Origin of the sequence: Kitasatospora sp. NPDC051853 (genome assembly GCF_044452665.1) — a bacterium.
GTDB lineage: Bacteria > Actinomycetota > Actinomycetes > Streptomycetales > Streptomycetaceae > Kitasatospora.
Window position 1 is genome coordinate 1 of record NZ_JBITBY010000026.1, and the last position, 17,282, is coordinate 17,282.

Genomic DNA, 17,282 nt, shown 5'->3' on the forward strand with positions numbered 1-17,282 from the left:
AAAAAAAAACGGACCGAGCCTCCGGCTCGGAGCTATCGGGCCTGACGGCCCTCCGGTGCTGACGCACCGTAACCCGCGGCTTCACTCTCTGCCATGCCGGCCGCCTCTCCCTCGCTTCGCTGGCGCTTCGCTCACATCGTACCCCCTCTCTGACGCCCGCCGTCGCAAGTTCACCCCCTCGGCGCGTTGCCCGCGCGCCCCCTGCGGAGGCTGCGAGCAACCCCCGCCCCCGAGCACCCCTCTTGTCTGCTTGTCCGTCCCCGCGCCCGGTTGCACCGGGCGCGGCGCTGGACACCATACGGGCCTGCGGCCCCGCCGCGTCAGCTCGCCCGCCGCCTACGGCGCGGTGCGAAGCAGCCCCAACCCCCGTCCTTGACGCCCGCCGTAGCGTCCTGCGGACGCACGTTCCCCGGTTGCGCCTCCACCCCCGGGGGATTACCCGGGCGACACTCACCGTCTGATCGCGCAAGGATTCACCCGAGAGAAGGCGTGCGCTGACCGGCTCGGGCTTAATCCCGTAGCTCTCCACAGGGGGCCCTCGGCGATTCCCGGGGCTGGTCCCTGCTCTCGAACGCCCGTCGGACTTGCCCCTCAGAGCCGAGGGATTACCGGTGCGGGCGGTGTCTGGTGCTGGCTGCTTGCTGCTCATCCTGGGCAGGGCGAACCGGCACGTGCTACCTTGGGCTTCAAGCGTGTCGTTGGGAAGCACCAAGCCACCCAGCGACGTAGAACCAGGTGGAGCGCGAGCACTCACTATGGGGCGGCAACCCCGAGGACTCGAACTGTACCGATATGAATTTGTTGGTCAACGGCACTCTACATGAGGAGGCGTCAGGACTGGTGTCTGACACCGGAATTACCCGGTAGGGTGATCGTTGCGGCCGTTGAAGGTGATCCTCCCAGATCCAACCCTGTTCGGCCGAAGGAAGCCCCCGCCACACGGCGGGGGCTTTCTCGTGTCCGGGCCTACTCCGGCAGGCCCTTCGGCGCGGGACGGTTGTGGCTGACGTTCCCGAGCGAGCGCGGGAGATCACCACCCATCGTCAGGCGCAGCGCGTGCCGGTACGCGACGTCACTCATGTGCTGGCGGACTTCCCGGCCGGCATCCCCGGTGAACATCCGGTTGTTGGCGTAATGCTGCCCGGCCCTGGTGCGAGTGCTCATGATCCTCCCCATACGGTGCCCGCGTGCGTTTTTGATGTGCACACGATGTGGCCCCCGGTGTCCCCTTGTGGACGCCGGGTGATCCTCCCAACGTTGACCATAGCCCCTCGGACCGACGTTCGAAAAGCGGAGCGGACCACATTCTTTAAGGATTTTGGCCTAATCTGTAGGTTGTGCTATGGCGTGTTTAAGGCGCGGGGTGGTAGGGAACCACCCCGCGCCTTCCTGCGGATTTACTGGCTACGCGGGCAACCAGCCGTCAAGCGTGACGCGCAGGAACTTCGTGGGCACGTCGTACCCGTTGGTATCAAGCCACGTGGCAAGTGCCGCCGTGAACGAACCCGCCGCCTCGATGTACGCCAGCCACTCCGCCGCGCTGTACCCCCGGCCCCGGTTGCCGAGATTCGCCTCCCGCACGTTCGCCGGGCCGATCTTCCGGGTGGGCTTGCGCTTCGTCTTGCTGTAGTACGGCGTCCAGTACGTGTCGCTGAACGGGGTGTTCTTGTCGAACCGCCCGACGATCGTCAGGGCGAACCGGCCGTTGTACTGCGCGTACGCCGCGATGGCCTCGGCGATCGGCTTGCCGCCACCGGCGGAGTTGAGTGCCTGCTCCGCAGCAACAACGTGGAGTGCCCCGTTCTTCCGCACCTCGGCGGTCTTGCGGCGGACGGCGGCCGTCTCGCCGGACTTGCGCTGACGGGGCGTCCGCTCCACCGAGGCCCGCGCCATGATGTCCTGCCGGGCCTCGGTGGCGGCCCGGCCCCGGCCGCGCGGCACGTCACCGGCGCGGCGCGCGGCGTCCAGCAGACGCCGCAGCTCGGAGAGCTTGCCCGACTTCTTTTTGCCGGCCGCGATCTGGCCGACGTAGGACCCGCTCCCCTTGGCGGTCAGCTTGAGTCCGCGCGCCACGTCGGTCTGCGAGAACCCGCGCTCCAGCAGCTCGTTGACGATCGCTCGGGCGTCCAGCGGTGGAGTGCTCACAGCTCACCCTCCGCACGGTCGCGCAGCGCCAGCAGCTCGGTGACGGACTTCGGGCGGGCCACCGGCGACAGGATGCGCCCCTTGGCCCGGAACCGGCCGGGCTGGTTCTCCGGGTTCGTCCAGCCGGTGTCGGCGGTGGCGAACACCGCGTCGTTGCGGAAGGCGAGGATCTGCGACTTCGTCAGCTTCGGCCGTCCGGCCGCGACTCCGGCCAGTACCCCGGTGTCCCCCGGCGCGATCAGCAGCCGGGCCCGCTGGCGGGACCAGATCTCGGCGGCCCACTCCGGGTGGGAGTACTGGTCCGCCTCCCCGCTCCGCTCCGTCATCTGCCACAGGATCGAGCGGCCGTCGTCGGTCTGCTGGGCTCGGGCGCCGCGCGGGACCAGGTGCTCGTCACCGATGGCCACCAGGCCGGAGCGCTGGCGTCCCTTGCTGGCGAACCCGCCGATGGTGTGGAGCAGGATGGACCGCGCCATCTTGGCGGCCACCCGCGCCACCTGACGCCAGTTCGGATCGGTGTGGGTGGCGGCCAGCGCGTTGAACCCCTCCCAGAGGTCCGTCACCTTGTCGCGCCACAGGTTGAGCGGCTTGCCCTCGGCCCAGGTGATGCCCTCCCGCATCTCCACCTTCCAGCCGTGTTCGAGCGCCAGCCAGATTTCCGAGCCGCCCGCCCAGGTGGTGAACTTCCGGCCGGGCTCGGACGGGTACTCCCACCCGTCCATCCCGGACGCCGGGAGGATGCCCACGTGGTTCCAGTCGGCGGGCACGGTCACCGTGGCGTGCCAGCGCGAACGGCCGCGCACGGCCTTCTTCTTGGCCTCGGCGTCCATCTGCGCGTACCCCTGCCGGGTGACCCGCGTCGGGGTGCCCACCGGCATTCCCCACGTGATCGCCGAGTAGGCGAACACGCTGTCGTAGTAGTGCAGTTCCGGCAGTTCATCCGCGCCGGGGTTCAGCAGCTCGAACCGGCCCTGGCCCGACGTGGTGCTGATCAGCTCGCGCAGCTCGGCGGACATGACCGGGTACTCGGTGCCGTACGGGATCGAGCGGGACCAGAGATCCTGACCGGTGCTGGTGGGGCTGCCCAGCAGCTCCACCGACACGGTGGCCGACTTCTTGTTCTCGAACCGCGAGCGGATGCCCTCACGGAGCATGCGGAAGGCGTGCCAGACCACCGCCGGGGCGACGTCGCAGTCTCCGCCCGTCCACTCGCCCGCGTGCCGCAGCTCCACCGAACGGCCCGTCGTCATGAACCGGCCGCAGGGGTTGCGCGCGTCGGGGTGGTGGCTGCCCGCCTTCCACCCCTCGGGGAGCGGAGCGGCCAGCCACTCGCGGACGTCCTCGGTCATCGTGCGGCCCGAGTTGACGTCGTGCCACGGGCGCGGCCCGGTGAAGAACACCCGCTCTACGTCGGCGGGCAGCGCGCGCAGCCAGTCACCGGGCTTGCCCGCGCCAATGCTCAGCTTGCTGTGGGTGTTCTTGTAGTAGAGGTTCCCGGCGGCGTCGGCCACCGCCACCACGCGCCCCTTCTGCGGCGTCGTCTTGCGCTTGCTGCTGACGCCGTACTCGCAGCGCACCACGTCATCGTGCGCGATCCCCGGCAGCACGCGCGCGCCGAGCTGCGGTTGGTCCGCGTCCACCGTCGTCTTCGGCTCCGGCGTCGGCGCGGTGGCGACGCCCACCGCCTCGGCGAGCCGCGCGGCCACCGAACCGCGCGGCGCAGCGCGCTTTTTCGGCGCAGGGGCAACCGCGGATTCGGCCGGCATGGTTGCCGAGCCGATGACGCCCGCCCGCTTGGCCGCCGCCACCAGGGCCCGCGTCTGCCGGGCCGGTGCGATCTGCGAGAGGTAGGACTCGCTGAACCCTGCCGCCGCCGCCACCACCTTGTTCTTCGCCTCGGGCTGCGTCATGGCGTACGCCGCCAGCTTCTTGATTTTCTCCGTCAGCTCGGTGACGCGCTTCTCTGCCTTGACCTTCGCCCGGTGCGTCTCGCGCAGGCTCTCCAGCGTCTCGGCGTAGGACTGAGCCGTCATCGCTTTTCCTCCGTCAGTTCGGTCCGGGCACGGGCAGCCCGGAGCTTGTCGTCCCACTCGGCGAGCCGCTGGTGCGTGATGGTGATCGTGATCAGGTTGCTCGCGGCCGTGGTGAGCTGGCGGATGCCGGAGTGCGGCGACACCACCCACAGGTCATCGGTCAGCCACCCCTCGGTGGCCGCCGCTTCGGCGGCATCCCGGATCTCGTGTCCGGTGACCACCAGCTCGGCCCCCGGGTACTGGGCGGCGGCGGTGGTCAGGCAGGTGATGAACTCCGCCTGCCGCAGGTACAGCCCCATGTTGCCCGGGGCGTCCGCGTATCTGCTCATGACCCGGATCTGAGCCGGGCTCGGCAACAGTCGATCGAACGACATGTCAACCCCCTGGTGCAGGGCGCGGCTTGGCCGCGCCGGTGATCCTCCCGTGCCGGTGTGTCACCGACAACGAAACTGTAGCGCACTACAGTTTGGAACTTCTACAAGTTGCGGGAGATTCACCCTGCGGAGCGATACAGTCCGATCAAGCCAACCGCAGGAACGCCAACGGCCGCGCCCAACCCTTTCCCGAGGGGGCGCGGCCGTCTGACCTACACACCGAGGATAACTGTGGAACTGACCGTTCAGGCACGCCGTTTCGGACACTGGTTGATGGGGCCCGGCGTCGTCATCACTGCCGGCCTGGTGGCCACCGCCGCCGCGCTGTACGCCTCATACGACGGGCTCTGGCACCTCGCCGAGCTGGCCGGGTGGAGCAAGTCCACCCGCAAGGGCCTGCCGCTGACGCTGGACGTCGCCGCCGTGGCCGCCGGGGTGCTGGTGGCCCGTCAGCTCGGGGCCGAGCTGCGCGCGCTGGCGTGGCGCGGTGTGCTCGCCCTGGTGGGCGCGTCCATCGCGGGGAACGCCGTCTACCACGTGTACGTGGTCACCGGCGGGAACTGGCCCGCCGAGTGGATGGCCGTTCTCTCGATCCTGGTGTCCGCCGTGCCCGCGCTGGCGGCCGGGTACCTCATCCACCTGTTCGCCCGGATGAGTGCTGAGGTGCAGCTCGCTGACGCGCCGTCGGAGCCGGAGCCGGACCGCTCGCCGGTGCCGGTGCCGCAGCTCGACAACGAGCACCAGGACGACGCCCCCGAGGCCGAGGCCGAGACCAACGTCTACCCGATGCCCGGCCAGCGTGAGGCGGTGGCCGTCTACCAGCCCGGCACCATCGGAGAAAAAGGGATCGAGATGCTGATCCAGCTCCGCCGCGCGCGTCAGCCGTTCCCCACCCCCGCTGAGCTGGCGCTTTCCCTCGGATGCTCCGACCGTTACGCGCGCGGTATTTTCGAGACATACCGCAAGTCCGCTTAAATTCAACGGCTTGCATTAAAAAAAACCCCTGGCAGTGTCAGAAGTGAGAGCTACCAACTTTCACGACCGACACCGTCAGGGGTTTTTTCATGCCCGAACTTACCGCAGATCAGCGGAAATTCCTAGCTGATCTCCTTGCCGCCGCCGAGGCAGGTGAGGAGATCCCCGAGGCCACCACCGAGGCCGAGACCGAGGCCGCCGAGGCCGGAGCCGCCGCCGCCGCCGAGGCCGCCGCCGAGGAGTCGAAGGCAGCCGCCGAGGCCGACGCCGCCGGAGACGCCGCCGCCGCGACCGAGCACGCGGACCGCGCGCTCGAAGCCGCCGCCGCCGCTGTCGTCGCCGCCGAGGCGGCCGGTACGCCCGAGGCCGAGGCCGACGCCGCCGAGGCAGTGGACACCGCCGTCGGCGCTGCCGCGCTCGCCTCCGATCCGGCCCCCGCCGACGCCGAGCCCGAGCACCAGGACGACGCCGCCGAGAAGGACGACGACGCCGCCGACGCCCCGCCCGCCGCCACCGAGAGTGACCGCGCCCCGGAGCAGCCCGGCCCCGACAAGCCGCCCACCGTGGATCACTGGTGGTTCCGTCCGAGGGGTGGCCGATGACCACGGACACCATCCTCGACCTGCCCGAGATGCCGCCCATCGAGACCGCCGTGCCGGCCGCCGAGCCGCCGAAGCGCGGGCGTGGACGGCCCCGGAAGAACCCCGAGGACAAGGCCCCGACGCAGCGCACTTCCGCCGCCAGAAAGCCCACTGCGGCTTCCCTGGAAAAGCGGCTCGGCGCTTCCATGACGACCGTCGGAACGCTGGTGGCCATCGCGTCCCCGGCCGACGGCATGGTGATGCTGGAAGGCATTCCGGCGCTGGCTTCCGCGCTCACGAAGCTGGCGGAAGAGAACCCTGCCGTCCGTTCCAACTTGGAGCGGGCTCTCACCGCTGGTGCGTGGTCCGGCGTCGTCGCCGCCACCCTCCCGATCGTTCTCGGGATCATGGCGAACCACGGCGCGGTTCCGAAGAACATCGCGGCCATGCTCGGTGTTCCGGGCAGTTCCGAAAGCCCCGGTGCCACCGCGTGACGTAGTAGAGCGCGTTTCCTTCGCCGAGTTCCTGGAACGCTTCGTCTGGCAGCAGGGCGAGCACATAACCGCCGTCGGTCCGACGGGTTCCGGTAAGACGACGTTGATGGTGCAGCTCTTGCACCGCCGTCAATTCGTAACGGCCCTCGGAACCAAACCGGCCGACAACACGCTGATGAAGCTCATCCGCAAGGAGAAGCACAAGCTCATTCGCGCGTGGCCGCCGCCGCCGATTGCCGGGCGAAGGGAACAGCGAGTCGTTCTCTGGCCTGCCTTCCGGAAACCGGAAGACATGGCGAACCAACAGATCCAGATAGACCGCGCTCTACGCGAGATGTTCACGCAAGGCGGCTGGACCGTCTTCGCCGATGAACTGTACTACCTGTGTCACATGCTCCGCCTGACAAAGCTCCTGGAAACGTACTGGACTCAAGGCCGGTCGATTGGGCTTTCTCTGGTCGGCGGAACTCAGCGCCCCGCCCATGTCCCCCTCTTTGCGTACTCGCAATGCACCCACCTTTTCGCGTGGAAAAGCAATGACGAGCGGGACCTACGGCGCATCGGCGGACTTGGCGGAATCTCCGCCAAGCAAGTCCAAGAAACCATCATGAGTCTCGCCAAGCACGAGGTGCTTTACATCAACACCCGAGACGGCGAAATGATGCGGTTCTTCCCCGGAAGGGGGTGAAAATGCACGTCCACATCTCGCCTGTGGAATTCCTCTCGACCGCCGCGTATGTCGTCATCTTCGGATTCCTCTGGCGCTCCGCGGCTGCCCATTGGTCCGACAACAAGGTCGGTCAGGCCATGGCCTACATCTTCTGATCCACAACTCACCCGGAAAGGGGTTCTGAAATTCCCGCAACCGTCATGAAGGACACCGCCGCACCGGCGGCGAGCACCAGCGGTCAGAAGGGGCGCCCGACCCTGCTGGTGCCGTTCACCAGGGCCGCACACGAGCACATCGAGCCGATGGTGGACGTCACCCAGGCTCTCGGTGCCACCTCGGTGGCCATGGGTCCGTGGGACGTGCCGGCGTACGGCTACCTCCGGAATATCGTCCTGGACATTCAGGCGTCCGGTGGTTCCGGTGCCGGTGTGACCGCGACCGAGGATTCCCCGTGGTCCGCCATCTCGGAAATCGCTCTGATCGACGTCAACGGCGCTCCGATCGTCGGCCCTTTCTCGGGCTATGACCTGTACCTCGCCAACAAGTACGGCGGGTACGCTTTCGGCTCGGACCCGAAGGCTACCCCGATGTACTCGGCCGTTTCCGGCACCGGCGGAAACTGGCGGATGCTCCTCCGTGTGCCGGTGGAAATCTCGGCCCGAGAGGGCTTGGGCGCATTGCCCAACGCCAATGCCGCGAGCACCTGGAAGCTCCGGATCACCCTCGCTCCGTCGAACCAGATCTACGGCGTCGCGCCTTCCACCCTTCCGTCCGTCCGCGTCCGCGCGTACCTCGACGCCTGGTCTCAGCCGCCGCAGACCGATCTCAAGGGAAATGCCACCGCGCAGCAGCCCCCGGCGATCGGCACCACCTCCTACTGGTCGAAGACCACCATTCCGGTGAACTCCGGCTTCAACACCCTCCGCCTCCCCCGGATGGGCTCGCTCATCCGCAACCTCATCTTCGTGTTCCGGGACGGCTCCGGCACCCGTTCCGGCGGTGCCACCGGTTTCCCGGACCCGGCCTCCCTCTACTGGGACACCCGCCTTCTGAAGACCTACGGGCGTGATGTCTGGCGTCACGAGATGTTCCGGAAGACCGGTTACTCCGGCACCGCCGAGGCGGTCAACGGTCTCGACAACGGCGTTTTCGTGGAGGACTACATCCACGACTTCGACGGCAAGCTCGGCGGTGAACTCCGGGACCAGTACCTCGGAACCACTCAGTCCACCCGCTTCGAGATCTCCGGCAACTTCACCAGCTCCGGAACCCTCACCGTGATCACCAACGACGTGGCCGCCGCGTCCGAGATCTTCGTGAGCTGAGGTAATCACCGTGGAATTCCTCTCGGAACTCGACACCGCCAAGGTGGCCGGTCTCATGGTGATCGGCGCGGTGGTTCTCCTCTCCGTCATGCGAAGGAGCTTCGGCTCCGTCAACGTCCGTCTGGGCGACTAACCCCGGAACGGGGCCCGGAAAAGCATTCCGGGCCCCGTTCCTGAAAAGGAAGGAATTACGTGTTCGGTCTCGACACAAAGAGCCTGGTGGTCGGTGCGGCCCTCGGCATGTTCGTTCTCCCCCGCGTCGTCGCGCTGGTCACCAGCAAGCTCGGCAAGGGGGCCTGATGCGGAACCAGTTCGTTCAGCTCGCCCTGTTCGTCGCGGCCATCGCCGGGTTCGTCGTCCTCTCGATCAAGGGCGTGGACACCCTCGCGTACGTCGGCCTGGTGACCCCGGTGCTCGGCGCGGCGTTCGTCGTCAGCCGTCTCGACCAGCGCTCGGACGCCCAGGATCAGGCACTCTCCGTGATCACCAGCCAGACCAACGGCGTGCTGACCGCGCGCATCCGGACGGCCGTGGCGGAGGCGCTGGCGGAGCACCGGGCGGACGGTTCGGCACCGATCGTGCCGCAGCCCCTCGCGGACGGCGGCGGTCTGAACAAGGCCCCGTTCTGACGCCATGGCGATGAACCTCCCGGTCACCATCCTGGTGCTCGGCGGCGGCGTCGCCATGATCTGGGTGGGCATCCAGGACCCTGACGGCGGCCTGGTGGGCGAGATCGGCCGGGTACTCCGGGGCGAGCCGTCCACCCGGGCCGACCGGACCAGCACCTCGGCGGCGTCCGCCGCCGCCGCGATCCTGGCCACCAACACCCCCGGATCGGCCGGCACGGGGTCCGGCTCGCCAACCTCCGTCAGCACCGGCGGCGGCGGCTCGGGCGGCGGAGTTCTCGCCGTCGCCAAATCACAGATGGGCCTCCCGTACGTGTGGGGCGGCGGAAATTCCTCCGGCCCGACCGGCGGCGGATTCGACTGCTCCGGTCTCCTGCAATTCGCCTACGCGAAAGGCGCGGGAATTTCCATCCCCCGAGTGGCTGCCGCTCAGCAGTCAGCCGCTCAGCGGATCACCGAGGCCGAGGCCGTACCCGGCGACGCCGTGTTCTTCGGAGCCCCGGCCTACCACTGCGGAATCGTCGCGGGCGGCGGCCAGATGGTGCACGCCCCGCACACCGGCACCGTCGTCAAGCTCGCCCCGATCTCCGCCGTCCGCCCCGGCCCCATCACCTACGGCCGATACAGGAAGGCGCTGGAGACGTGAGCACGTGGACGACTGACCGCGCGAACGCGCTGATCGTCACCAGCCTCGGCGTTTCCGCCGCGCTGGTCACCGTCAAGGCGGCCGTCCAGGGCGACGCCCCTGAGGCCCGGATCTGGCTGGGCTACACCTTCGCCGGGCTCGGCCTGGCGGTGCTCGCCACCACCACGCCGCAGCTGGCCGGACCGCTCGCCGGGCTGGTGCTGCTCTCCTCCGCCGTGGTCTACGGCGGACCGGCGTGGCACGCGATCAACGGCGCTCTGACCCCCCGATCCGGCGTCCGCCGGTCCTCCCAAATCACCTAGACAGAAAGGCAGTTGATGAGTCTCGACAAGGCGCTGAGCGTGGCGTCCGCGATCGTCACCGTGGCGATGGTTACCGTGATCGTGTCGCACCCCACCTCGGCCAGCATCATCCGGGCAGTCGGTGACGTGTTCTCCGGCTCGCTCCGGGCCGCGATGGGTCGGTGATGAACCTGTTCGGTCGGAAGAACCGGAACGCGCCGACGTACGCCCAACTGGGCGACGCCGCACAGCCGATGGAGCACGCGCCCGGGGCCGTCGTGGACGATCCCCGCGACGTGATCCCCGGTGGCGAGTACCCCGAGGATGAGCACACCCTCGGCCGTTTCGCGTGGCGGCTGACCGGTCAGCCGGTCCGGCCGGACAACCGCGCGGCAAGCTCCGGCGCGGCCGGCACGTCCACGGTGGCCGAACACGCCAGCGTGGGCGAGCCGGACCGCCGCCGCCAGTACGACGCGCTCACCCCGGCGGGCTACCCCACCGCTCTCCCGAGGATGGAGTCCAGCCCCCTGACGGTCCGGGCCGAGCCGCACGGCGCGGTGTCGATCCCCGGCGTCACCGAGCTGACCGTCAACAAGGCGGGCGGCACCAGCCGCGATCCCGCCCACGAGGCGGGCATGCCCCGGTACCTGTGGGACAGGCCGTTCGACTCGTGGGCCACGCACCACCCGCTCGAAGTCAGCAAGTTGGGCATGCCGTCGCCGCTCGCGGGCAACCCGATCACGCAGTCCATCCCCACCGCCGGTGGCGTCCCGTCCCCGGGCGGCGTCGCTGGTGTGACCGCGATGGAGCCGGACCCGATCCACCGCAACACGGTGCGGATGATGCCGACGCCGTGGGACGAATCCGCGGTTGTCGGAACCGACGTTCAGCCCGTCACCGGACGGCGGTGGCGACTGTGAGCGAGAACGACAACGAGCACCAGGGCGACGGGCCCGGCCTGCCCGATCTCAAGGGCGCGTTCACCAAGAAGGTGGGCCCGCTCCCGATGGGCGTGTGGGTGCTGGCGGTCGGCGGCGGCCTGGTGTTCGCGTACATGATGCGCAACCGGGGCTCCGCCGAGGACCCCGGCACCACCAGCTCGGCGGCCGAGGCCGGAGCCGATGACTGGAACTACGGCAAGAGCAACGGCGTCGGCCAGACCGGCGGCACCGGCAGCCAGACCGACACCGGCACCGGCACCGGCGGCACCATCACCACGAACGAGCAGTGGCAGCGTCGCGCCGTCCAGATCCTCACCGGACTCGGGTACGAGTCGCTGGCGGTGGACCGCGCCGTCGGCCGCTACCTCGGCGGAGACGGACTGACCACGGTAGAGCGCGCGATCGTCAACGAGGCGATCCTCCGCCTCGGGCCGCCGCCGATCTCCCCGCCGCCGCCCACCATCGTGGACCAGCCGCCGCCAGTCACCACCCCGACGCCCACCCCGACGCCCACCCCGACGCCGCCCCCGCCGCCGGTCATCTGGACGCCGCCGCCGGTGCAGCAACCGGTGTGGACCCCGCCCCCGTCGCCGAAGTACCCGGCGCTCAAGACGTGGCACACCAACCAGACCGGCGACAACTACAGCTCCATCGCGGCCCGGTACGGCACCGGGCTCACCGGCCAAGAGCTCTACAACTACCAGTTCTCCGCCGAGGCCGGACGCCCGGAGAGCACCAAGGCAACGCTCCGCCAGCGCGGTACCACCATCTACTCCGGTGGCTCCACCGCGATCCCCTGGCCCAAGTAGGAAGGAAGAACGGCGAGTTGGAGAACCAGCGACTCGCCCTGGCCGTCGCGGTGGCGGCGCTGGTCCCGAGCATCTACGGGGCCGCGCTGCCGCCGCTCGCCACGGTCCGAGGCGAGATGGACAGTGCCGCGCTGGCGCACGCCGAGGCCACCGCCGCGTGGACCTCGGCCGGCATGGTGGCCGCCGTGGGGGTGGTCTCCGGCTCGGGGGAAGTCGTGGTGCTGGCGGGAGCGGTGGCGCTGACGTACGCCCTGCTCTACCGGAAGGCGCGGAAGGTGGAGCCGCAGTGACCACCCTCTCACCAGCACAGATCGCCAACGTGGCCTATCGCGCCGGGTGGCGCGGTGAGGACCTGGTCGTCGCCGTCGCCGTCGCGCTCGCCGAGTCCTCGGGCCGGACCGACGTCGTCAACTCCATCGGGTGCGTCGGGCTCTACCAGATCAACGTACCCGTGCACGTGAAGGCCCGGCCGAGCTGGACCACCGAGGCGATGAAGAACCCCGACGCCAACGCCGCTGCTGCGATGGTGCTGTGGAAGGAACGCAAGTGGCAGCCGTGGGAGGTCTACACCAACGGCATGTTCAACGCGCAGATGGGCCGGGCCCGGCTCGCCGTCGCGCAGGTGGGCAAGACCAGCACCGGCACCCCGAGCGTCACCCCCGCTGACGACGTCTCCGGCGGCACCGTCGTGGACGCCGGGGCCCTCGGCTGGCTGCTCGGGAAGATCCCGATCCCCGGCCTGCCCGGCGGCATCGGCGGCGGCGCGGGCTCGGGCATCGAGAACCTGATCCGGGGCGGCGGCGGCGGGGGCGACTCCGACGGCGGCGGCGGCGGGATCTTCGGACTCGTCAAGGCGGCGTACTCCGTGACCGTCCTCATGATCCGGGGCGCGCAGTGGACCGCCGATCCCCACAACTGGCTGAGGGTGACGGAGGTTCTGGCGGGCGGCGTCGCCCTGGTGATCGGGCTCAAGATGCTCGCCGCCACCGACGTCTCCGGCCCCGTGGCCGGTGCCGTGCGCGGCGGCGTCAACGTCGTCGGCAAGGGCGTCAAGGCCGCGAAGTCCGCCGCCAGCAAAGCCGGTCAGGCCGGAGCAGCAGCAGCAACCGGCGGCGCGTCCGTCGCCGCCAAGACAGCGGCCGTCGCCGCGAAGGGAGCGAAGTGACCACCACCGACACGAGCATGGTGGAGCAGTACGAGGAACACGTCACCGAGGCGGTGGAGCCGGTGGCCGTCGCCGTCATCTCGGCCAAGCCGCTCCGGGTGCGTCAGCAAGCCGCGTCCGACGCCACCACCGGGCAGGTACCCGTGGCGCAGGCACCGGTGGGACCGGTACAGATCATCGGCGCCAACCCCTGGCGTCAGCGCCTGGTGGTCCGCGTCAAGGGCGGCGGCGTCTACCTCGGCCCCGCCGCCGAGCTGCTGACCAGCGGCACCGGCGCATGGCTGCCGGCCGGGCAGGCCATCGAGATCACGTCCCGCATCGCCTGGTACGCCGTCGCCGATCCTGACAACACCGGCACCGCCACCGTCTCGTTCCTCGCGGAAGTGAGCGATGGCTGACGGGTGGGCGTCGTTCGGAGCGACCGCCTACGTCCCCCCGCTCACCAGCGCCGACGGCGGACCGCCGCCTCGACCGCTGGTGGCCACCCTCGAAGCGAAGAACGTACTGGGCCAGATGACCGCCACCCTCACCGCGGCTTCCGGTGGGCGCGTCCGGTACGTCAACCGCATCACCGTCTCAACCCCCGGTTCCACCACCGCAGTCCGCGCGTACGTCTACGTCGGCGCGGCCGTCCCCGAGGCCGTGGTCATGGGCACCCGGTCCGGCCAGCTCGACTACGCCCTAGAAGACCCGCCGGTGTTCGTCCCCTCGGACACCCCCCTCACCGTTCAGTGGGACGTCGGTCCCACCCGGGCACTCGCCCGGATCGAGTACACGGAGGTATGACCCATCCCGTTCACGGACCCCACCACCAGCATCCCCGGAGACTCCGTCCTGCCCGCCCCGCACTGGGCACTCGACACCTACGCCAACGCCTTCCAGGCCGGACGCGCCGCGATCACCGGCGACGCCGCCACCGTCAGCGATCCGGCCCGCATCGAGATGTACGTCAGCCGCCTCGACAACAACAAGCCCGCGTACTGGAAGATGGAGCCGTCCGACTTCCTGTTCCAACTGGAGCAGACCCTCGGCCTGACGCAGATCACCATGAACACCGCCAACGGCATCGTGTTCCGGTCGTCGCCCGGAGAGATCCTGTTCTACGCCAACGCCGGTGTGCGCGTCGGCGCGGGTGACCTGATCGTCTCCAACGGCGATGTGCGCGTGCCCAGTTCGCGCCGCGTGGACAACGGCTCGGCGTGGACGAACATCGCGTGGCGCTCCGGCTGGACCGACTTCGACACCGTCAACTGGCAGCGCGTCCAGTACCGCGTCATGCCGGACGGAACGTGCATGCTGCGCGGCCTGTTCAAGCCGACGGCCGGAGCCGCCAACGGCATCATCGCGGACCTGCCCGTCGGGGTGCGCCCGGCGAAGGGCCAGATCTTCCCGCTTGCCTGCGCCAGCAACGTTGGGGCCACCCTGTTCGTGAACGCCGATGGCCGGGTGGAGGTGAACCAGGCGAGCGGCAGCACGGGGTGGCTCAGCATCGGCGGAGCCGTGTGGGATCTCTGGGGCTGACGACGCCACTTGCATTCAACTGCACCCCTGGCAAAGTCAGTTGTGGGAGCAGGGACGACCGGTTGCCGCCGGTCGTCCCTGCCTAGGATCTGGGAGGATCACCAATGGGATGGAACATCACCGTGGACCAGGTGCTCGCCGCCGCGCGCGCGGACCTCGGCCTCGGCGAGTCGCCGGACGGCTCGAACCACAACGTCATCACCGACGCCTACGGGATCGGTGACGGCCCCTGGTGCGGTATGGCCGTGTGGGACTGGTTCAACAGCGGCGGCGTGGACCTGCGCCGCGTGCTCACCCGCGAGTGGGCGTGGACGCCGTCCGGCGCGATGGCGGGCAAGAAGGCCGGTCTCTGGCACCAGGGCCCCGAGGGCCGCCAGCCCGGCGACATCGTGTTCTACAAGGTCCCCGGCGGCGCGAGCTACTTCGTCAACCACGTCTCCCTGTACGAGGGTGACGGCGTCTCCATCGACGGCAACTGGCGCAACGTGGTGCAGCGGGTGGTTCACCCGGCCGGCACGGTCGTGGGCTACATCCGCCCCCCGTACGCGCAGCCGCAGCAGCCGCCGTCCACCCCGGCCCCCAAGCCGTACCCGCCCTTTCGCGGGGCGACGCTCGGCCGTGGCGACGTCGGCCCCGACGTCCGCACCGCTCAGCAGCGGCTCAAGGACCGGGGCTGGTCCATCGCGGTGGATGGCGACTTCGGTCCGGCCACCGAGAAGGTGGTCCGCGCCTACCAGGCGGAGAAGGGTCTCGACGTGGACGGCCTGATCGGGCCCCTCACGTGGGCCTCCCTCTGGACTGCGCCGGTCACCCCGTGAAGCTCCGTCTCCGCCGCCGGTCTCGGGCTGACGCCATCGCACCGGCGGCGGAGGCGGCACCAACCGGCGGCGGCGGGCTCGCCCGGCGCGTGCGCGGTTTTCTGGTGGCCCGCCGTCTGCGGACCGTCCTCGGACGGCCCGGCACGGCCACGACCGCCGCAGCCGCTGGTGTCGCCGTCGGCCTGGTCCTCGGCCTGGTGCTCGCCGCCGCCCTTCTCTCCGTAGCCAACTCAACTGAACGGGACTGAAGTTGACGCTCGCCAATCTCACCGCCGGGTTCGCCTGTGACGGCACGGGCCACGGCAGCCTGCCGCCCACGATCAGCATCGCGGACTTCTACGCCACCCCCACCCGGAGCGGCTGGTCCCTCACCCGCACCGGCAAGGCGTACTGCTCCACCTGCACCCCGAGGATCAACCCCGTCCCCCCGCCGCCGCGCCCGTCGCTGCCGGAACCGATCTCCATCAAGTCCGCCCCGTGGGTCCGGGTGTGGCACGTGGACGCCTACGGCCACGCCTGCCATGACGTCATCAAGCGCTCGGGGGTGCGCTTCCTCAAGCACGGCGTGGAGCTGAACGCCGGGACGCCGCTCGAAGTGTTCGTTCCGTGGGGAGACGTGATCAAGCTGGAGGGCAAGCAGCAGTGAGCGGCCCCAGGGTGGTTGCCATCGTCTCGTTCGTCATGGGGTTCACCCTGGTAGGCGCGCTCATCATGGTGTGGCTCTACCCCTCGGAGTCCACCACCGGCCAGCACACCACCGTGATACCCGTCCCGATCATCATCCAGCCCAAGCCCCCGCCCCCGATCATCGTCCGCCCCCCAGCAGTGAAGGTGAGGTGAGACCCCTGTCCGTCTGGCTCGCCTACTGGCTCACCAGGGGCAGGCTCCACCGCCTCGGCGTCAAGCTGAGAGCGGCGGCAGCGCTCTACCGCAAGACCGATCCCTACCGCCCCGAGAACCCCACCAACGGCCACCCCTTCACCTGCCTGTGCTTCCCCTGCGCGGTCTACTGGGACACCGCCGCCGGAACGGCCACGTACAACTCCAAGCCGAAGTAGCCGATCCCGTACCGAACATGAGCCCGGCCCCCTACACTGAGGGGGCCGGGCTCAGCGCATGTGCCCCGGCATGCTGCTCCCCAGGGTGGGTCCTGGTGGGCACAGTGCGGCCCCGCCTCGCCTGATCTCCTCTCGCGGTGGCGGGGCCGTTCTGCCGAGAGGAGAGAGCATGATCAGGGCAGACGAAGAACCCTCCGATGTTCAGCCGGTCAAGACGTGGTGCCACGGTTGCGGATCGGCCGGCACGAGTACGGAACGGTGCTGCGGTGAGGTGAGCCCCACCCGGCGCTGAGCAGCCGTCAGAGCCCCACCCCCACAAGGGGGTGGGGCTCTTTCGCGTCCAGGCCGAAGGCCGTTCACCCGAACGGGGCACATGACAATTCCCGGAACGCCCTTACAACCTGTGAACAATCGGGTACGGTTCTCCCGTGAGCCAGAGCATGAGCGACGAAGAGTTCGCCCGGTGGTTCGGTGCGTCCGCACTCCCCCCGGAGCGTCGGAAGGCGCTGGAGCATCCACCGGCCCGGTATCCTGGCCACAAGGCGTACAGGGGCGACAGGGCCCCCGAGGCGGAGCCGAGGCGTAGGGAGGCAGCGTGAGCACGTGCGAGTGCTCCCCCACATGCGGGGGCTGGTGCGCTCCCCCGGACGCGCCCGTACTCCCCCCGTTCAGCCACATCCGCCGCCCCCGCCGACGCCTGCGCGTAGCGTCCAGCCTCCCCGCCGGAGGCGGGGAGCAGCAACCCCCCGAGGCGGCGTCAGCCGCCAGCGGCCGTCAGGCCGCGTAGCTCCGAGCCGGAGGCTCGGCCTGTTTTTTTTTT

Annotated in this window: 26 protein-coding genes; 22 read left to right on the forward strand and 4 right to left on the reverse strand. The window is 69.6% G+C overall.

The features are described 5' to 3' along the window. Positions 1–966: 966 nt before the first annotated feature. The 4 genes from ACIA8O_RS39810 to ACIA8O_RS39825 form a co-directional block, all read right to left on the reverse strand. Positions 967–1,164, reverse strand: a complete 198-nt coding sequence (locus ACIA8O_RS39810) for a hypothetical protein (RefSeq protein ID WP_396298987.1) — start codon at positions 1,162–1,164, stop codon at positions 967–969. Positions 1,165–1,404: 240 nt separating this feature from the next. Next, positions 1,405–2,145: a hypothetical protein gene (locus tag ACIA8O_RS39815; RefSeq protein ID WP_396298988.1), complete on the reverse strand. Its 741-nt coding sequence runs from the start codon at positions 2,143–2,145 to the stop codon at positions 1,405–1,407. Then, on the reverse strand, positions 2,142–4,178 hold the full coding sequence (locus ACIA8O_RS39820) for a hypothetical protein (RefSeq protein WP_396298989.1): 2,037 nt from the start codon (positions 4,176–4,178) through the stop codon (positions 2,142–2,144). Before ACIA8O_RS39820 ends, ACIA8O_RS39815 begins: the two co-directional genes overlap by 4 nt. After that, entirely contained in the window at positions 4,175–4,507 is a 333-nt protein-coding gene (locus ACIA8O_RS39825; protein ID WP_396298990.1) for a hypothetical protein, read from the reverse strand. The genes ACIA8O_RS39820 and ACIA8O_RS39825 overlap by 4 nt, the downstream gene beginning before the upstream one ends. 318 nt (positions 4,508–4,825) lie before the next feature. Between ACIA8O_RS39825 and ACIA8O_RS39830 the strand changes: the two genes are divergently transcribed. From ACIA8O_RS39830 to ACIA8O_RS39935, 22 genes are all read left to right on the forward strand, one after another. Beyond that, positions 4,826–5,527: a hypothetical protein gene (locus ACIA8O_RS39830; RefSeq protein ID WP_396298991.1), complete on the forward strand. Its 702-nt coding sequence runs from the start codon at positions 4,826–4,828 to the stop codon at positions 5,525–5,527. 89 nt (positions 5,528–5,616) lie between these two features. Further along, positions 5,617–6,129 (forward strand): hypothetical protein, encoded by a 513-nt coding sequence (locus ACIA8O_RS39835; RefSeq protein ID WP_396298992.1) that lies wholly within the window; start codon positions 5,617–5,619, stop codon positions 6,127–6,129. Then, a complete protein-coding gene (locus tag ACIA8O_RS39840; protein WP_396298993.1) occupies positions 6,126–6,602 on the forward strand; it encodes a hypothetical protein in 477 nt (158 codons plus the stop codon). The genes ACIA8O_RS39835 and ACIA8O_RS39840 overlap by 4 nt, the downstream gene beginning before the upstream one ends. Further along, positions 6,589–7,290, forward strand: coding sequence for a hypothetical protein (locus ACIA8O_RS39845; protein WP_396298994.1), 702 nt, complete (start codon positions 6,589–6,591; stop codon positions 7,288–7,290). The genes ACIA8O_RS39840 and ACIA8O_RS39845 overlap by 14 nt, the downstream gene beginning before the upstream one ends. A gap of 2 nt (positions 7,291–7,292) precedes the next feature. Then, positions 7,293–7,427 (forward strand): hypothetical protein, encoded by a 135-nt coding sequence (locus ACIA8O_RS39850; protein ID WP_396298995.1) that lies wholly within the window; start codon positions 7,293–7,295, stop codon positions 7,425–7,427. 45 nt (positions 7,428–7,472) lie between these two features. Then, positions 7,473–8,597, forward strand: coding sequence for a hypothetical protein (locus ACIA8O_RS39855; RefSeq protein WP_396298996.1), 1,125 nt, complete (start codon positions 7,473–7,475; stop codon positions 8,595–8,597). Between the two features lie 10 nt (positions 8,598–8,607). After that, positions 8,608–8,730, forward strand: a complete 123-nt coding sequence (locus ACIA8O_RS39860; protein ID WP_396298997.1) for a hypothetical protein — start codon at positions 8,608–8,610, stop codon at positions 8,728–8,730. Between the two features lie 166 nt (positions 8,731–8,896). Further along, complete coding sequence (locus ACIA8O_RS39865; protein WP_396298998.1) at positions 8,897–9,226, forward strand: hypothetical protein; 330 nt, start codon at positions 8,897–8,899, stop codon at positions 9,224–9,226. Between the two features lie 4 nt (positions 9,227–9,230). Further along, positions 9,231–9,869 (forward strand): C40 family peptidase, encoded by a 639-nt coding sequence (locus ACIA8O_RS39870; RefSeq protein ID WP_396298999.1) that lies wholly within the window; start codon positions 9,231–9,233, stop codon positions 9,867–9,869. Then, positions 9,866–10,171 (forward strand): hypothetical protein, encoded by a 306-nt coding sequence (locus tag ACIA8O_RS39875; protein ID WP_396299000.1) that lies wholly within the window; start codon positions 9,866–9,868, stop codon positions 10,169–10,171. Before ACIA8O_RS39870 ends, ACIA8O_RS39875 begins: the two co-directional genes overlap by 4 nt. Positions 10,172–10,186: 15 nt before the next feature. Further along, positions 10,187–10,336, forward strand: coding sequence for a hypothetical protein (locus tag ACIA8O_RS39880; RefSeq protein ID WP_396299001.1), 150 nt, complete (start codon positions 10,187–10,189; stop codon positions 10,334–10,336). Beyond that, positions 10,336–11,070 carry a hypothetical protein gene (locus ACIA8O_RS39885; RefSeq protein WP_396299002.1) on the forward strand — a complete coding sequence of 245 codons (735 nt, stop codon included), beginning with the start codon at positions 10,336–10,338 and terminating at the stop codon, positions 11,068–11,070. The genes ACIA8O_RS39880 and ACIA8O_RS39885 overlap by 1 nt, the downstream gene beginning before the upstream one ends. Further along, a complete protein-coding gene (locus ACIA8O_RS39890) occupies positions 11,067–11,900 on the forward strand; it encodes a hypothetical protein (protein WP_396299003.1) in 834 nt (277 codons plus the stop codon). The genes ACIA8O_RS39885 and ACIA8O_RS39890 overlap by 4 nt, the downstream gene beginning before the upstream one ends. A 17-nt stretch (positions 11,901–11,917) precedes the next feature. Next, on the forward strand, positions 11,918–12,190 hold the full coding sequence (locus tag ACIA8O_RS39895; RefSeq protein WP_396299004.1) for a hypothetical protein: 273 nt from the start codon (positions 11,918–11,920) through the stop codon (positions 12,188–12,190). Continuing rightward, on the forward strand, positions 12,187–13,065 hold the full coding sequence (locus ACIA8O_RS39900) for a transglycosylase SLT domain-containing protein (protein ID WP_396299005.1): 879 nt from the start codon (positions 12,187–12,189) through the stop codon (positions 13,063–13,065). Before ACIA8O_RS39895 ends, ACIA8O_RS39900 begins: the two co-directional genes overlap by 4 nt. Beyond that, on the forward strand, positions 13,062–13,463 hold the full coding sequence (locus tag ACIA8O_RS39905) for a hypothetical protein (RefSeq protein ID WP_396299006.1): 402 nt from the start codon (positions 13,062–13,064) through the stop codon (positions 13,461–13,463). Before ACIA8O_RS39900 ends, ACIA8O_RS39905 begins: the two co-directional genes overlap by 4 nt. Further along, a complete protein-coding gene (locus ACIA8O_RS39910) occupies positions 13,456–13,851 on the forward strand; it encodes a hypothetical protein (RefSeq protein WP_396299007.1) in 396 nt (131 codons plus the stop codon). The genes ACIA8O_RS39905 and ACIA8O_RS39910 overlap by 8 nt, the downstream gene beginning before the upstream one ends. A gap of 156 nt (positions 13,852–14,007) precedes the next feature. After that, a complete protein-coding gene (locus ACIA8O_RS39915) occupies positions 14,008–14,586 on the forward strand; it encodes a hypothetical protein (RefSeq protein ID WP_396299008.1) in 579 nt (192 codons plus the stop codon). 104 nt (positions 14,587–14,690) lie between these two features. Continuing rightward, complete coding sequence (locus ACIA8O_RS39920) at positions 14,691–15,404, forward strand: peptidoglycan-binding protein (protein ID WP_396299009.1); 714 nt, start codon at positions 14,691–14,693, stop codon at positions 15,402–15,404. Positions 15,405–15,654: 250 nt separating this feature from the next. Next, positions 15,655–16,050, forward strand: coding sequence for a hypothetical protein (locus tag ACIA8O_RS39925; protein ID WP_396299010.1), 396 nt, complete (start codon positions 15,655–15,657; stop codon positions 16,048–16,050). 35 nt (positions 16,051–16,085) lie between these two features. After that, positions 16,086–16,244 (forward strand): hypothetical protein, encoded by a 159-nt coding sequence (locus tag ACIA8O_RS39930; protein ID WP_396299011.1) that lies wholly within the window; start codon positions 16,086–16,088, stop codon positions 16,242–16,244. Continuing rightward, positions 16,241–16,462 carry a hypothetical protein gene (locus ACIA8O_RS39935; protein WP_396299012.1) on the forward strand — a complete coding sequence of 74 codons (222 nt, stop codon included), beginning with the start codon at positions 16,241–16,243 and terminating at the stop codon, positions 16,460–16,462. The genes ACIA8O_RS39930 and ACIA8O_RS39935 overlap by 4 nt, the downstream gene beginning before the upstream one ends. The last annotated feature ends 820 nt before the right edge of the window (positions 16,463–17,282 follow it).

Coding starts and splice junctions, on each gene's coding strand:
- ACIA8O_RS39810 (WP_396298987.1), bottom strand. CDS start 1,164: ATGAGCACTCGCACCAGGGCCGGGCAGCATTACGCCAACAACCGGATG.
- ACIA8O_RS39820 (WP_396298989.1), bottom strand. CDS start 4,178: ATGACGGCTCAGTCCTACGCCGAGACGCTGGAGAGCCTGCGCGAGACG.
- ACIA8O_RS39825 (WP_396298990.1), bottom strand. CDS start 4,507: ATGAGCAGATACGCGGACGCCCCGGGCAACATGGGGCTGTACCTGCGG.
- ACIA8O_RS39830 (WP_396298991.1), top strand. CDS start 4,826: ATGGGGCCCGGCGTCGTCATCACTGCCGGCCTGGTGGCCACCGCCGCC.
- ACIA8O_RS39835 (WP_396298992.1), top strand. CDS start 5,617: ATGCCCGAACTTACCGCAGATCAGCGGAAATTCCTAGCTGATCTCCTT.
- ACIA8O_RS39840 (WP_396298993.1), top strand. CDS start 6,126: ATGACCACGGACACCATCCTCGACCTGCCCGAGATGCCGCCCATCGAG.
- ACIA8O_RS39850 (WP_396298995.1), top strand. CDS start 7,293: ATGCACGTCCACATCTCGCCTGTGGAATTCCTCTCGACCGCCGCGTAT.
- ACIA8O_RS39855 (WP_396298996.1), top strand. CDS start 7,473: ATGAAGGACACCGCCGCACCGGCGGCGAGCACCAGCGGTCAGAAGGGG.
- ACIA8O_RS39865 (WP_396298998.1), top strand. CDS start 8,897: ATGCGGAACCAGTTCGTTCAGCTCGCCCTGTTCGTCGCGGCCATCGCC.
- ACIA8O_RS39870 (WP_396298999.1), top strand. CDS start 9,231: ATGGCGATGAACCTCCCGGTCACCATCCTGGTGCTCGGCGGCGGCGTC.
- ACIA8O_RS39880 (WP_396299001.1), top strand. CDS start 10,187: ATGAGTCTCGACAAGGCGCTGAGCGTGGCGTCCGCGATCGTCACCGTG.
- ACIA8O_RS39885 (WP_396299002.1), top strand. CDS start 10,336: ATGAACCTGTTCGGTCGGAAGAACCGGAACGCGCCGACGTACGCCCAA.
- ACIA8O_RS39910 (WP_396299007.1), top strand. CDS start 13,456: ATGGCTGACGGGTGGGCGTCGTTCGGAGCGACCGCCTACGTCCCCCCG.
- ACIA8O_RS39915 (WP_396299008.1), top strand. CDS start 14,008: ATGTACGTCAGCCGCCTCGACAACAACAAGCCCGCGTACTGGAAGATG.
- ACIA8O_RS39920 (WP_396299009.1), top strand. CDS start 14,691: ATGGGATGGAACATCACCGTGGACCAGGTGCTCGCCGCCGCGCGCGCG.
- ACIA8O_RS39930 (WP_396299011.1), top strand. CDS start 16,086: ATGGGGTTCACCCTGGTAGGCGCGCTCATCATGGTGTGGCTCTACCCC.